14 protein-coding genes are annotated in these 14604 nt (G+C 61.3%); 3 read left to right on the top strand and 11 right to left on the bottom strand.

The features are described 5' to 3' along the window. Nucleotides 1-73 precede the first annotated feature (73 nt). From NKH49_RS21555 to NKH49_RS21530, 6 genes are all read right to left on the bottom strand, one after another. The gene (locus NKH49_RS21555) at nucleotides 74-625 is read right to left on the bottom strand and encodes a hypothetical protein (protein WP_352927754.1); all 552 of its coding nucleotides are present in this window, start codon (nucleotides 623-625) and stop codon (nucleotides 74-76) included. A gap of 3 nt (nucleotides 626-628) precedes the next feature. After that, nucleotides 629-1354 (bottom strand): aminoacyl-tRNA hydrolase, encoded by a 726-nt coding sequence (gene pth, locus NKH49_RS21550; RefSeq protein WP_352927751.1) that lies wholly within the window; start codon nucleotides 1352-1354, stop codon nucleotides 629-631. A 23-nt stretch (nucleotides 1355-1377) separates the two neighbouring features. After that, complete coding sequence (locus NKH49_RS21545; protein ID WP_352469743.1) at nucleotides 1378-2022, bottom strand: 50S ribosomal protein L25/general stress protein Ctc; 645 nt, start codon at nucleotides 2020-2022, stop codon at nucleotides 1378-1380. 223 nt (nucleotides 2023-2245) lie between these two features. Further along, nucleotides 2246-2752, bottom strand: a complete 507-nt coding sequence (locus NKH49_RS21540; RefSeq protein WP_352819919.1) for a DUF2938 family protein — start codon at nucleotides 2750-2752, stop codon at nucleotides 2246-2248. Nucleotides 2753-3172: 420 nt separating this feature from the next. Beyond that, entirely contained in the window at nucleotides 3173-3853 is a 681-nt protein-coding gene (locus tag NKH49_RS21535) for a response regulator transcription factor (RefSeq protein ID WP_352450507.1), read from the bottom strand. Continuing rightward, on the bottom strand, nucleotides 3831-5435 hold the full coding sequence (locus NKH49_RS21530; RefSeq protein ID WP_352469745.1) for a sensor histidine kinase: 1605 nt from the start codon (nucleotides 5433-5435) through the stop codon (nucleotides 3831-3833). Before NKH49_RS21530 ends, NKH49_RS21535 begins: the two co-directional genes overlap by 23 nt. Before the next feature lie 208 nt (nucleotides 5436-5643). Here NKH49_RS21530 and NKH49_RS21525 point away from each other — a divergent pair, with 208 nt between their 5' ends. Both NKH49_RS21525 and NKH49_RS21520 read left to right on the top strand, forming a co-directional pair. Next, nucleotides 5644-7068 (top strand): SLC13 family permease, encoded by a 1425-nt coding sequence (locus tag NKH49_RS21525; RefSeq protein ID WP_352469746.1) that lies wholly within the window; start codon nucleotides 5644-5646, stop codon nucleotides 7066-7068. A 1-nt stretch (nucleotide 7069) separates the two neighbouring features. Then, complete coding sequence (locus NKH49_RS21520; RefSeq protein ID WP_352927747.1) at nucleotides 7070-8260, top strand: glycerate kinase family protein; 1191 nt, start codon at nucleotides 7070-7072, stop codon at nucleotides 8258-8260. A gap of 123 nt (nucleotides 8261-8383) precedes the next feature. On the opposite strand, the gene NKH49_RS21515 is transcribed toward NKH49_RS21520, so the two are convergent. Continuing rightward, complete coding sequence (locus tag NKH49_RS21515) at nucleotides 8384-9634, bottom strand: MFS transporter (RefSeq protein ID WP_352541014.1); 1251 nt, start codon at nucleotides 9632-9634, stop codon at nucleotides 8384-8386. A gap of 128 nt (nucleotides 9635-9762) precedes the next feature. On the opposite strand from NKH49_RS21515, the gene NKH49_RS21510 reads away from it, so the two are divergent. Then, nucleotides 9763-10644: an AraC family transcriptional regulator gene (locus tag NKH49_RS21510; protein ID WP_352469749.1), complete on the top strand. Its 882-nt coding sequence runs from the start codon at nucleotides 9763-9765 to the stop codon at nucleotides 10642-10644. Nucleotides 10645-10743: 99 nt separating this feature from the next. Here NKH49_RS21510 and NKH49_RS21505 read toward each other — a convergent pair whose 3' ends face one another. From NKH49_RS21505 to pgeF, 4 genes are all read right to left on the bottom strand, one after another. Beyond that, nucleotides 10744-11679 carry a ribose-phosphate pyrophosphokinase gene (locus NKH49_RS21505; protein WP_023678427.1) on the bottom strand — a complete coding sequence of 312 codons (936 nt, stop codon included), beginning with the start codon at nucleotides 11677-11679 and terminating at the stop codon, nucleotides 10744-10746. A gap of 251 nt (nucleotides 11680-11930) precedes the next feature. Further along, entirely contained in the window at nucleotides 11931-12551 is a 621-nt protein-coding gene (locus NKH49_RS21500; protein ID WP_023678426.1) for a hypothetical protein, read from the bottom strand. Nucleotides 12552-12605: 54 nt separating this feature from the next. Continuing rightward, entirely contained in the window at nucleotides 12606-13757 is a 1152-nt protein-coding gene (locus NKH49_RS21495) for a M24 family metallopeptidase (RefSeq protein WP_023678425.1), read from the bottom strand. Continuing rightward, nucleotides 13757-14545, bottom strand: coding sequence for a peptidoglycan editing factor PgeF (gene pgeF / locus NKH49_RS21490; RefSeq protein ID WP_352683930.1), 789 nt, complete (start codon nucleotides 14543-14545; stop codon nucleotides 13757-13759). Before pgeF ends, NKH49_RS21495 begins: the two co-directional genes overlap by 1 nt. Between the last annotated feature and the right edge of the window lie 59 nt (nucleotides 14546-14604).

Raw genomic sequence — 14604 nt, 5'->3', positions numbered from 1 at the left:
GTCTGGTCCTATCGGGAAATCGAAATTTGATCAGGGCTATGGGCGAAAGCGCCGATGATCGTCAAGGCGCAATTCAATTCAGACGCTGCGCGATGTCATCGGTGCCTATCGCCAACGAACGAACGCCGGACCTGCTCAGTATTTGCAGAAGATGCCAGAACGCGTCGACCTCAGCGGTTCCGAAATCGATGGTCAGTTGCCCCTCGAGCAATTGCGCACTGTGAATGACGTTTCCGACGGTCTCCGATGTTTCACGCTCGCTATCGATATCAAACCAGCCGCGAAACCATTCGTCGAAGAGATCGCCGTCGAGCTCATTTATAGGGAATTTAAAATGAACCTCATCCCACCTGAAAGGTGAGATGAGGACATCCATTCCACCCATCCCGGCGTGAATATCCGGAGAGAATTTCACATAGGAATCGCTGTTGATGAATTGCGGATTTGGCTGTCCGTCATTACTGACGAAATCAACCGCGATGAAATTTCGATAGAAGGAATCGACGTTCGAAAACTTGATTTCGGTCGCATGCGATCCTTGGCTGTTGCGAGCAAGTTCGCCGGCAGCGGTGACGAAATAATCAACATACTTCTGTCTGATGAGACGGATGTCATCCAGATCCATGGCTCAGTCCTTGCCGCCAAAAAGCTTCTTCAGCATGGCCGCCATCGGGCCGGTTTCGGGCAGCTTGGCCGCCGGCTGCTGCGGCCGCGCCTGGCGGACGTGGCTTTGCGCCTTTGGCGCCTTGGGCGGTTGGCGATCGTCGTCGTCCGTCGGCGTGAGCTTGTCGCGCAGCGCCAGCGTCACGCGGTTCATGAACGAATTGTCGTCGCCCTTGGCAAGCAATCCGGCACCATCGGCGATTGCGTCGAGCAGCACGTCCAGCCATTCGCGGTCGCCCTTGGCGAAATCGCCAAGCACATGGCCGTGCACCATTTCCTTGACGCCGGGATGGCCGACGCCGATGCGCACACGGCGAAAATCCTTGCCGACGTGCTGGTCGAGGGAGCGGATGCCGTTGTGGCCGCCGGAACCGCCACCGACCTTGACCCGCACCTTGCCGGCGGCAAGGTCGATCTCGTCATAAAAGACAGTCAGCGCCGAAGGGCCGAGCTTGTAGAAGCGCAAGGCTTCGCCGACCGCCTGGCCGGACAGGTTCATGAAGGTCTGCGGCTTGATCAGGATCACCTTTTCGCCGGCAAGCGTGCCTTCGGCAATCAGACCCTGGAATTTCTTCGACCAAGGCGAAAAGGAATGGCGGCGGGCGATCGCGTCCGCCGCCATGAAGCCGACATTGTGCCGGTTGTTGGCGTATTTCGCGCCCGGATTGCCGAGGCCTGCAAAGACAAGCATCGTCGCCTCCGGGCGGGAAGGGGTTACTTCTCTTCGGCGGCAGGAGCCGCTTCGGGCGCAGCCGCTTCAGTCGTCTCTTCCGCAGCCTCCGGCTTCATCGCCGAGGAGCCGGCAATGGTCGCGATGGTGAAGTCGCGGTCGGAGATCACCGGCTTGACGCCGGCCGGCAAGGTGACGGCCGAAATGTGGATCGAATCGCCGATATCGGTACCGGTGAGATCGACGGTGATGAAATCCGGGATCGCATTGGCCGGGCAGTGGAACTCGACCTCGTGGCGCACGATGTTGAGCACGCCGCCGCGTTTGATGCCGGGCGACTTGTCTTCATTGATGAAGTGCACGGGCACATCGACGTTGACTTCGGTATCCTTGCCGATGCGCAGGAAATCGACATGGACAGGGAAATCCTTGACCGGGTCGAGCTGAAAATCCTTGGGCAGAACCTGGATCTTGTTGCCGTCGACATCGATCGTGGCGACCGTGGTCAGAAACCCGCCGCCATGGATCTTGTAGTAGATGTCCTTGTAGGTCAGCGCAATCGCCAGGGGAGGCTGCTTGTCGCCGTAAATCACTGCAGGCACTTTACCGTTGCGGCGAACTGCACGGGCGGACCCCTTACCGACCTGTTCGCGCGCTTCGGCCTTGAGCTCGTAAGTATCGTGGCTCATGGCATTTCCTTTCGCGTTGTTCTGGAGCGTTCGCGGCCGGCAACGTGCCGGGGCCGTAAACGTCGAAAGCCGACATAGCTAACGCATGACCTGGTCCGAAAACCGGAATCCACTTTTCGTGATCATGCGGGAAGGCGGCCTTCCGCCGCGTTGCCTCCAAGGGTGTCTACGCGGGTGGCGGCTCTATAGCGGAAGGCGGCGCGAGGTGCAAGCGGGCGGCCCATCAGGCCGGAAGTAGCAATGCCGAAAGCGATGCTGCAACGTACAGCCCAACCCCGAAAGACAGATGGGCCATAAGGCTGCGCAGGCGCGCAGTGCGCGGGTTGGGAACTTTCGAAGCCGCGATGCCGATCCCAAAAGCCGGTTGCATCACGAAGAACGGGCGACGATGGTGCAGACGCCGACCAACAGGGCCGGAAGCACTGTCGGGTGCCGTGCCCAGTCGAGGCCCCACACTCCAATCAGCGCTGCGGCAAATACGATGCCGGTCGCGTAATGCGCACTCCATCCAATGGCGGTATCCAATGGCGGTTTCGCCGCGAACGCGGGCAGCTTGTGCGATATTCGCATGTGCAAAACGTCCATGTGGAAAGTGCCCGATCCAGCGGCCGACCCAGGCGTAATCAAGCGGTGGAATCGCGAACATTCGCTTCAGAAACCATCCGCAGAGGTCCATCAGGGCTGTCGCGCCGATTCCAACGACGGCCGCACGAACAACGAACTCCAACATTTTGGCATCTCTTGTTTCACCCGTGTCGCCTATTGTCGTGGAGTCCAGTGCGTTCTTTCGCCCGACGCCTTGGCAATCCTCAGGGCACGAGGCTGGGCCCCGCGCCGGTTCGAAGGCGGCTTCCCCGACTGGGTGGCTGCAGGCCTGGGGGTAGAGGCCGTGAATTACGAAAGCGGTTAACGGCCGCCAAAATCGGTGTCGCCGCCCAAGCCCGAACACAAATGGAAAGGGGAACCGCGGCGGGTGGAAAGGGGAACCGCGGCGGGGCAATGCCCACGGCGGGTGGACGGCGCGCGCCGGCAGCATGGAAGGGAGCCGATGAACACCTATTCGGAAACAAGCGGTGGAAGCGGCGTTGCGGAAAGGGGAGGTTTCCAGCGAGTGGCGAGAACGGTGCGATAAAGAGTTTCGCTCTACCTTCTATGGCTTCCGCTCGACCAGCATGTAGCCGATCCCACGAACTGTCTGAATGCTGGCCGATGCATCCGGCCCGAGCTTCGCACGCAGATAGCGAATGTATACCTCCACGATCTTCGTCCCGGGTTCGAAGCTGTATGACCAGACATTGTTGAGGATGCGCTCGCGGCTAACCACTTTCCCCGCGTTGAGCATGAGAAAATGCAGAAGGTCGAATTCACGTCGGGTAAGGCTGATTTCCCGGTCGCCGTCCGCAAAACGACGAGCGCTCGTGTCGAGATTGAGGCGGCTCACTCGAAGCAATTGTCGATCCACTGCACCCTGACGGCGTCGGCGCAGCGCGTCAATCCTGGCCACCAGTTCATCAAACGCAAACGGTTTCGTCAGGTAATCGTCGGCACCGCCCTTGAGCCCATCTACGCGATCCTGAATTGTCTCCTTCGCGGTCAGCATCAGGATGAGAACCGGCCACTGCTCCAATCGCACGATCCGGCACAGCTCAAGGCCGTCCAGGTAGGGAAGCAGACGGTCCAGGATCACGAGATCGAATGGATCCGTACGAATAATGGCTAGTCCCTCGCGACCGTCCTCCGCGACACTCACGTGGAAGCCTTCGGCCTCCAACCCCCGGCGGAGAAAGTCGGAGACACGCCGGTCGTCTTCAACGATCAGGATTCGAATCATGGGTGCGATGTACCAGCGGCAGTCTGATTCTGAGGAGGGTTCCCGAAGGCTCAATTCCTTCAAGGCCGATTGTGCCATTGTGCCCGTCTATAATCTCCTTGGCGATCGCGAGGCCAACACCAAGGCCGTCGGCTGCGGACCTCCCGCCGACACGCCCGCGATAATATCGGTCAAACACGAACGGGAGATCGTTGGCATCGATCCCTGAACCGTTGTCGCGGATGGCGATCTCAAGCATTCCATGACGCTCAGCCATCTCGACTGCTATTGTCTGATACGGCTTTGAGTACTTTATGGCGTTGTCGAAGCCGATCAGCAGCGCTTGCTTTAGGCGCTGGGCGTCACCCCGAATGAGGCAATGGTCTGGGTTGAGCGACAGGTCAACGGATATCTGCTTGGGACCTGCGAGTACGGAAGCCTCCTGAACGGCCGCCTTCACAACCTCACCGGTATCGATGTTGCGCAAGGAGAACCTGAAATTTTCAGCTTCGGAGCGGGCGAATGCCAGAAGGTCCCCCAGGTTGCGAGCCATATCTTCAGCGCAATTGCGGATTCGGCTCAGAGCTTCGCGGTAAGATCGAACACGCGGTTGGCCGCGGAGGGCAACGTCGGCCTCTCCGCGGAGAATCGTCAACGGCGTGCGGAGTTCGTGGCTTGCCTCCGCAAAAAATTGTGTGCGTCGGCTATCGATCGCTCTCAGTTGCTCATTGGCTTTCCGCAGTTCACGGGTGCGCAACTGAACCTCCGCCTCCAAGCGGTCCTGTACCGAAATCAGAGCAGCACGTTCGATCTCGAGAGCCTCGGCCATGCTGTTGAAACTTCGCGAGAGGGAAGCGAACTCGTCGCGTCCGGTCGCGGAAACGCGATGGTCGAGCTTGCCTGCAGCGATGGCTTTGGCGCTTTCGTTCAGTTCACGCACAGGTGTGGCGATTGATCGTCGCAGGACCAGGCCGAACCCCAGACTGCCCAGCATGAGCAACGCAGCGAAGCCGCCGGTCAGCAGCAGCAGCCGCCATTGTGCGCCACGGACGCCGGCGAGTTCCTCTCCAACCTCCCTGCGCTCATCGTGCAAAGCGGCTTCAATCATTTCTTCAAGATCGTTCTCTAATCGGTGCTCCACATCGTTGCGGAAGGCGTCTACGATGCCCTTTGGATCCCCCTTTGTTCGCTGGCTGAACAGTCGCTGGGCGGCCCGATCGATCGCCTCAAACAGCGCCTTGACGCGACCGACGAATCTGAGTTCGGCCTCCTCCTGGCGTCTATCGCTCCAATATCCGAGAGCACCGAGTTCCTCGCGAGTGGCGCCCTCCAGCTTGTAGAATCCGGATTTCACTGCTTCTCGCGCCGCTTCGAAATCCGGCATTTGCTCGGGCCCAAGCAGCAAGACTTCAGCGAGTTGCTCGGTGTAATTGTTGGCTTGCCCATTGAGTTCGGCGAGCGCCTCGAACCGCCCGTGGACGCTGTCGATTCGGCGGACGAATTCCTCTGTCAGCTGGAGTGTTGCGAATGCCAGTCCTGAAATCAGTCCGACAAGGGCGAGAATGACGATTTGAAATAGGAAGATGCGGCCTCGAACGGTCATGCGGTAATCCTGCCGGCGATCGGATAATGCCTCTCACCAAATTCTAACCGGAGCCCTCGCAAGCGTCTAATCGGAACCTCCTAAGTTCGAGCGGAGGGTGTGCGACGCCCTCATCGCCACGTTGGCGACGAACTAGACGAGGTTTCGGTTGGCACAAGTAGATTTTCGGACCGACAGTGACGCCACCCTTCGGGAAAGGACACCGCCGGTGCTCTGGCCGATATGGCGAGCCGCACTGATCGGAACCTGTGTATCCCTGTGTGTGGCCATCATTGAATTCGGCCTCTCCGCGCTCCCGTCCGACGCCCGGCGCGCGCTCGAGATCCTGCTTGTCGCGATCATCGGGTGGACCCTGACGCCGTTCGACGACACCTTCGTTGCGATCGCCGCCGGGCTGGCAATGGCGCTGCTGGTCAACCGTGATCCAGGCGCGCTGTTTCATGCGCTCGGCGATGAGTTGATCTGGCTATTGCTTGCCTCCTTCATGTTGGCGGCCACCTTCAAGGCGAGTGGGGTCGCAGATCGCGTTCTCGGCCTCGTGACGGGGCGCATGCGATCGGTTCGCGCAATCGCCTATTCCTTGACGGCCGTCATGATCGCCACAGCCTTCGTCATTCCGTCGACCTCAGGTCGCGCAGCTTTGATGATCCCCGCCTTTCAGGCGATCGCGGGACGCTGTGGAAGCGCCCGGTTGCGAAGGGCCTTCGCGCTGCTGTTCCCCACTGTTATCCTGCTCTCGGCCATTGCATCGCCCGTCGGCGCCGGTGCCCATCTGCTGGCGATCGAAATGGTCGGCCGCCTCTCGGGTGTGAAAGTAAGCTATCTGGAATGGATCGCTTTCGGCCTGCCGTTTGCGGCCGTAAGCACCTTCCTTTCGGTCGAATGCCTGCTCCGGCTTTTCCTGTCGCCGGTCGAACGGCGGATGACCCTTTTGCAGCCAACGACGGTGACTAGTGGCGGTGCCGGATTGGCACGGCAGCCGATACTCTGGATCGCCGGCGGGGTTGTCACCGCGTGGCTGACCGAACCTGTCCACGGACTTGATGCCACCGTTGTCGCTCTTGGCGGCGCTCTCTTGGCCACACTTCCTAGAGTAGGCTCCGTGGCGTTTGGCGATGCAATCAAGAGTGCGGAGTGGAAGCTGCTCTTGTTTCTGGCGGCGACGATCTGCTTGGCAGACGGCCTGACGGCATCAGGCCTCAATCGGTGGTTGATCGAGACGACTGTCGATCCGCTGCGCGGCACCGGCTTGGGTCCGTTGGCGCTTATCTCCTTATTAGCCTTGCTTGGGCTTTTCAGTCATCTCGTGATCCACAGTCGCACGGCGCGTGTCTCGGTGCTGCTGCCCCCGGCGCTGATGCTCGCATCGACAGCGCGGCTCGACCCTCTCCTGGCAATGTTTGTCCTCGTCTCGGCGACCGGCTTTTGCCAAACCCTCGCGATCTGCGCGAAACCGGTGGCGCTTTTCGCGGGAGTCGACGAGGAAGGCTACGGCCCGAAAGACCTCGCCTTGCTCAGCTCAATCCTGCTGCCGATGCAGTTCATCCTCATCGTCGTGTTCGCGGTCACCGTGTGGCCAGCCACCGGAGCCCTGCTCAACACGCTCCATCTGCAACTTGTTGGAGAGCCGTAGAATGTCGAAAAAGAAAGGATTGACGAAACGAAGACGGCTTCGAGTATTGGTCGCACCCTCCGGCTTTAAGGAGAGCCTCGGCGTTCGTGATGTCATCGCTGCATTGGCGCGCGGCGTTCGCAATGCCGTTCCGACAGCAAAGATCCTGGGCCTTCCAATGGTGGATGGCGGCGAGGATTTTACGCGGACCCTTGTTGAATTGTCTGATGGCGAGCTGCATTCCGTCACAGTGACGGGACCGGTGGGACAACCCGTGGCGGCCAATGTCGGTTTTCTCGGGCGAAGAAAGAAACGGACTGCAGTTCTGGAAATCGCGGCGGCTGCCGGGCTCCGGCTCGTCCCCACTGACATGCGTGACCCGACCCGCACTACAAGTTATGGGGTTGGTGAGTTGATTCGTTTTGCGCTCGATCTTGGCGCGGAAAGAATTCTGATCGGCTGCGGTGACTCGGGTGTCAACGATGCAGGAACCGGCATGGCCCAAGCATTAGGCGTGCGTCTGCTCGATGGCGGCGGCCGTCCCATTTCGGGGAGCGGCTCGGCCCTCTCATCGCTAGCTCGTGTCGATCTTTCCAGTCGTGATCATCGCCTTTCGAATGTTCGTGTCGACGTCGCGGTAAATCCCTACAACATGCTGCTCGGCGAGAGAGGCGTCGCTCGGGTGTTCGGCCCGCAAAAGGGTGCAACACCTGATCAGGTGGTTTTGCTCGAGCAGGGCATGGAAAATGTCGCTCACGTCGTTCGCCGCGACCTCGGCGTCGACGTGACGCCGCTTGTCGGCGGAGGAGCTTCCGGGGGACTCGGCGCCGGACTTCACGCCTTTGCTGGAGCCCGGCTGCATCCGCGCTTCGACCTGATCCTGCGGTATATGGATCTCGATCATCGGCTGTCAAACGCCGACATCGTCATGACAGCCGAGGGTGGCCTGGATGGTCAGACGAGCTTTGGAAAGATACCAGCCGAGATTGCCCGGCGCGCGAAACGTCACAATCTGCCCGTCATCGCCTTGGCCGGAACGATCGGAGCAGGTGCAGAGGCGACCCACGACATCGGCATCGATGCCTTCTTCAGCATTCTGTGCCGACCGTGTTCCCTCGAAGACGCGATCCGTGACGCCGACACGCTGCTGGCGAACGCTGCCGAGCAGGCATTCCGGCTGATGCGGGCGACGCGTGCTTTCAAGTTCAGATGACGGAGCGTGTCAGCCAATGGCCGCGATGTCGCCACGCTGCGGCCCTGACCGGCTCGAAGTCTATGTCGAGAACCGAATTTCGCGCTGCCCGGTGGGCGGGGAAGCCGAAGTCCAACCCAAACTTCACCCGATCGTGGTCCCCGCCTCCACCTTCCTCGCTTCCTTCATGTTAGGCAGGAGGACCGTCAGCAGCCCGAGCAGCGGCAAATACGAGCAGACCTGGAAGACGAAATCGATGCCCTTCATGTCGGCGACGACGCCAAGCACGGCGGCCGCGATGCCGCCCATGCCGAAGGCGAAGCCGAAAAAGATGCCGGCGATCATGCCGACCCGGCCGGGCACCAGTTCCTGCGCGAAGACGACGATGTTCGAGAAGGCCGAGGACAGGATCAGGCCGATCAGCACGGTGAGAACCATTGTCCACTCGAAATTGGCGTAGGGCAGGGCCAGGGTGAAGGGCAGCACGCCGACGATCGAGAACCAGATCATCGCCTTCTGTCCGTAGCGGTCGCCGAACGGGCCGCCGAGCAGGATGCCCAGGGCCGAGGCGCCGAGGAACAGGAACAGCATGACCTGCGACATCTGCACCGAAACGCCGAATTTATGGATGGCATAGAAGGTGTAGTAGCTGGACAGGCTGGCGATGTAGGCGTTCTTGGTCAATACCAGCAAGGTCAGCACCGCCAGCGCGCCCAGGACCTTGCGGCGCGGGAAAGGCGAAACGAAGCGTGCCGCCTTGCGGGTGCCCTGTGCGGCGCGCAGGCGGCTGTACCAGCCGCCAACCTGCCACAGCACGATGATGCCGATCAGCGAGCCGCCGGCAAACCAGGCGATGCTGGTCTGGCCGAAGGGCACGACGATGAAGGCTGCCAGCAGCGGCCCCATCGCTTGGCCGAAATTGCCGCCGACTTGGAACAGCGACTGCGCAAGACCGAACCGGCCACCGGAGGCGAAGCGGGCGATGCGTGAGGATTCCGGGTGGAAGATCGCTGAGCCGATGCCGATCAGCGAGGCGCCGATGAGGAGCAGCGAGTAATGTCCGGCATAGGCCAGCACGACCAGCCCGATCAGCGAAGAAGCCATGCCGTAGGGCAGCGAATAAGGCATCGGCCGCTTGTCGGTAATCATGCCGATCACCGGCTGCAGCAAGGATGCCGTCACCTGGAAGGTAAAAGTCAAAAGGCCGATCTGCCAGAAATCGAGACCGTAATTGTCCTTCAGCAGCGGATAGATCGCCGACAGCAGCGACTGCATGATATCGTTGATGCAATGGCAGAAGCTCACCGCCAGGATGACGGTGAAGGCCGTCGCCTGAGCTGAAATGTGGCTGGCCGCTGCCGGCTTGGCGTCGGCGGTTGCTGTGGTATCGGTCAAGGCAGGCTCCGTGGTCTTTTTGGCGGGCGCTCCCGCAGGCGGTCTTATAGGGCGCAGCCTTATACGTTGCTTGTCACGCGACTTCTTTCGTGGTTTGGTCCAATAGTTTCGCAAGTGGGCCATAGCTGATGCCGCATGGCAGGGAAATGTTCAGAGCGGGCGACACCGATCTCGGGCTGTTGCATGAGCGTCGCTGGCAATGGCTGGAGCAGGCCGTAGGGCCGGCAGTGGCGCTGCCGACCGAATATCCGGACGGCTACCATGTGCCACCGCACCATCATAGCCGCAGCCAGTTGCTGCACGCGCTGGTCGGTGTCGTGCTGGTGAAGACGCGGCATGGGCGCTGGATGGTGCCTCCGGACCACGCGATGTGGATCCCCGCCGGCACCGAACATTCCGTCGAGATGCTGGGCGACGTCAGCATGCGGTCCGTCTATGTGATGCCGGAGGCCATTCCCGGCCTGCCGGACGGGTTGCGTGTCGTCGGCATCACCGACCTGATGCACAGCCTGATCGTGGAATCGGAAAAGCTGCCGCAAGGCGCCGAGCTGAAGGGGCGGGGTGGACTGATCATGAAGCTCCTGCTGCACGAAATCCCGAACCTGCCGGAACGGCCGCTCGGCCTTCCGTTCCCGTCCGATGCAAGGTTGGCGACGCTGTGCCGGCGCTTCGTGTCGGCACCGTCACCGCATGCGACGATCGACGAGTGGGCTGCTATCGTCGGCATGAGCCGCCGCTCTTTCACCCGCGCGTTCCACCGCCAGACCGGATTGTCGCTGTCGACCTGGCGTCAGCAGGCCTGTCTGTTCGCGGCGCTGCCACGGCTGGCCGACGGCGAGCCGATCACGAGGGTGGCGCTCGATCTCGGCTATGACAGCGTGCCGGCGTTCATCACCATGTTCAAGCGCATGCTGGGAGCCTCGCCACGCGGTTACATGCGGGGCGCCCGTGATGCTGGCGAAGGTGTGCGACGAACAAGTGGTCCGGCTCGGCCTGAGGCGCAGCCCTGAAGGGCGTCGCGTTCGACCGGCCTCATGCGACGCGCTTTGGGTTCTTGTTGTATGCATGTCGTTATCGCAAAACCGCTGCACAGTTTTGCGCGACACGCATTAATCGAACAGGCTCGACACCGATTCCTCGGTCGCCGTGCGCGAGATCGCCTCGCCCATCAGTTCGGCGATGGAGATGACGCGGATATTGGCGGCGTCCAGCACTGCCTGGGTCGGCTGGATGGAATCGGTGATGACCAGTTCCTGCAGTTTCGAGGCGCCGATGCGGGCGATGGCGCCGCCGGACAAAACGCCATGGGTAGTATAGGCGGTCACACTGGTGGCGCCATCGGCAAGCAGCGCATCGGCCGCATTGCACAGCGTGCCGCCCGAATCGATGATGTCGTCGATCAACAGGCAATCCTTGCCGCGCACGTCACCGATGACGTTCATGACTTCCGATTCGCCGGGGCGCTCGCGGCGCTTGTCGACGATGGCAAGCTGGGCGTCGATGCGCTTGGCGAGCGCGCGGGCGCGGACCACGCCGCCGACATCCGGCGACACCACCATGACATTGGCAAGCTGCTTGTATTTCGCCTTTACGTCGCGGGCCATGACCGGCACGGAAAACAGATTGTCGGTCGGGATGTCGAAGAAGCCTTGAATCTGGCCGGCATGGAGATCCAGGGTCAGCACCCGGTTGACGCCCGCCCTGGTGATCATGTTGGCGACCAGCTTGGCCGAGATCGGTGTGCGGCCCGAGGCACGGCGATCCTGCCTGGCATAGCCGAAATAAGGAATAACCGCAGTGATGCGCTTGGCCGAAGAGCGCATGAAGGCGTCGATCATGATGAGCAGTTCCATCAAATGATCGTTGGTCGGGAACGAGGTGGACTGCAGGATGAAGACGTCCTCGCCGCGCACATTCTCCTGGATCTCGACGAAGATTTCCTGGTCGGCGAAGCGCCTGACGCTGGCCTTGCCCAGCGGAATGTTGAGGTAGCGGGCGACTGATTCGGCCAGCACCCTGTTGGAATTGCCCGCGAAGAGCTTCATGCACCGTTCCTGGCGAAGGATTGAGAGACTCCGATAGCACTCCAGCCTCTTAGTCGGGCTTTTAGCGGCCCGCGCCGGTATTGCAAGCGTCGTGAATGGGAATCCGCCGGCTAATCTCAATAAACGCTTACGGCTTGACGATGCGGCGATAGGTCCACTTCGACGCCGACGGAATCGGCATAGCTCTATCTTTCAGTCTGAGTATGATCTTTTCCGAAAACCGGATTTCACTTTCGGAATTATGCTCCAGGTCAGCCGGCGCCGCCGCCAAGCCAGGTGGCGAACTGGTCGATTGTCTGGTCGGCAATTGCCTGCATGGTCGCAGGCGCGACCGCCGTCCAGCCTTCGCCGCCGCCAACAGACGGCGCCTTCTGCTGGCCGTTGATGCGATGCAGCCGGTTGCCGGCCGGGTCATAGATGTCCCAGACATAGATGACGGTAGTGTCCTTGCCTTCCGTCATGGTCGAGAAATAGCCCTTGAGCACATGTGTTGGGGTCTGGTCGGTGCTGCCGGCCAAGGTGATGCCGCGCTGCCTGGCGCGTGTCTGAAGCTCGGCGGTCAGCGGTGTCGCGGCTTCTACCGAGGCGCCGACGATCGGCGCCACCTGCAGCCGGGTCCGCGCAATGGCAGCCGCGCTTTTGGCGGGCGGCACGGCTGCTGCAGCGGAAGGCTGCGCCGTATCTGCAGTTTGCGCGGTGCCGGCAGGCTGAGCCGGAGTTGCGGGGGGCGTCGCGGCACCTCCGGCTCCGGAGAGGGATTGCGTCGATTGCGGGGCAATGGCCGAGGGTTCGAGAACGTCCTTCGCATTGGTGCAGGCCGCCAGTGCCAGCGCCACGAGCAATGACACGGTCGTCACATGCGATCGTCTCATTAGCCTGAAAACTCCTTGGCGACGAACGCCCCTCACACTCTCTCCATTATGGATTCACTGCACGATCAAGTCGAGATCATGGCGGGACAGCGGCTTCGGCTGGGATTCGGTGGTCAGATAGGTGCGGCCAAGCGTCATCGCGGTTTCGGTTTCGGAGTCCATGATGATCATATGGGCGAACAGCGTCATGTTCGGCGCAATCGGTTCGGGATTACCCTGATAGAACATCGGCATATCCATCCAGGACGGGGTGAAGCGGGCGCCGAGCGAATAGCCGCAGGCATTGAGCCGGTGCTTGGTCAAGTTGTGGGCTTCGAGGGTGCGGGCATGGGCGTCGAACACGTCGCCGAACGTATTGCCGGGCGTCATCGCCTTCTCGACTGCAAGTAGCGCGGCGCGGGCGGCATCGAACAATTCCTGGTGGCGTTTCGATACCTTGCCGGTCAACACCGTGCGCATCATTGCCGCATGGTAGTGGTGGAAGACACCGGCCCATTCGAGCGTCAGCTGGTCGTTCTTGGTGAGCTTGCGGCGACCGGCCTTGTAGCGGCAAAGCAGGGCGTCGACTCCGGAGCCGATGATGAACTCGTTGGCCGGATAATCGCCGCCGCCGGCAAAGATCGCACCTTGCATGGCGGCGAGGATCAGCGCCTCATCGCCACCCTGCTTGATCAGCGGCAGTGCTGCGTCCAGCGCGTCGTCGGCCAGATTTGCGGCTTTTTCCGCCTTGGCGATTTCTGCCGGGCTCTTGAATAGCCGTAGCCGGCTGACAATGCCGGAGGCATCCGCGATCTGCCCGAAGGTCTGCAACTGCTCGTCGAGGCGCCGGCCATTATAGGCGGTCAGGCCGTGGGTGTCGTATTCGACGCCGATCCGGGCGCCGAGCAGGTCAAGCTCGTTGAGCAGATTGCGCAGATCTACCGCCGGATTGGCGCCGTTGCGGTCCGTCCACAAAACGATGTTGTCGATGATCGAGGTGTGGCGCGCCTGGCGCAAGTCGGCCGAACGCGTCAGCAGCACCATCGAGCCGTCGGCCTTGACCACCAGGCACTGGAAAAAGCAGAAGCCGAAGGTGTCGTAGCCGGTTAGCCAATACATGCTTTCCTGGGCAAACAGCAGGACGGCGTCGAGCTTCTTTTCGGCGATCTCGATCATCAGTCGATCGCGCCGCGCGTCGAATTCCGAGCGTTCGAAATGCAGCGCCATCAGTCAGCCTCCAAAACGATTGCCGAAACCTGCCGCCCGTAGTCGGGCTCGTTGCGATGCGTGCTGCGCCGATAGGAGTAGAAAAGCTCTTCCTCGGCATAGGTGCAGCGGCCAAGTCCTTCGGCATTGACGCCAGCCCTGGTCAGCCGGTCGACCGTGTAGCGGTTGAGATCGAACATCGCGTGTCCGGCATTTGCGGAGGGCGCGAAATAGCGGGCACTGCCGGCATCGGCGTCGACGAAACGGGCGACGAATTCCGGTCCGACTTCGTAATTCCGTGGGCCGATCGAAGGACCGAGCACTGCGACGATGCGGTCGCGCCGGGCGCCGAGGCTTTCCATTGCCGCGATGGTGTTTTCCAGCACTCCGGTGAAAGCGCCTTTCCAGCCGGCATGGGCGGCGCCGATAATGCGCGCCTCGGCGTCGGCGAAGAGGACCGGTCCGCAGTCGGCGGTCGAGGCACCGACGGCAATGCCCGGCCGGTCGGTGACAATTGCGTCGGCCTTGGGCCGCTCGCCGGCAAAAGGCTCCCTGGCAATGACGACGTCCGGCGAATGAACTTGGTGAGCGGTCAGCAGATGGTTTGCAGGCACGCCCATCCATTCGGCGACCCGGCGGCGATTCTCGCGCACCAGCGTCTGGTCGTCGTTCGAGCCGGTGCCGATGTTGAGGCCCCGGTAGATGCCGCTGGAAATGCCGCCGACGCGCGTGAAGTAGCCGTGGCGGATGCCTTGCGCCGTTTCCAGCAAGGGCGACCGAACGGGATCCGGTTTGGTCTGATTCAGCATGGCGGCTTTGTTGTCCGTATGGGCGATTTCGTCAAGCGAGTTGAAGGGCGCAGTTGAAG

The organism is Mesorhizobium sp. M1088 (assembly GCF_040318575.1).
GTDB lineage: Bacteria > Pseudomonadota > Alphaproteobacteria > Rhizobiales > Rhizobiaceae > Mesorhizobium.
Note: the sequence above shows the minus strand (reverse complement) of the source record. Positions and strands in the feature narration are given on the sequence as shown.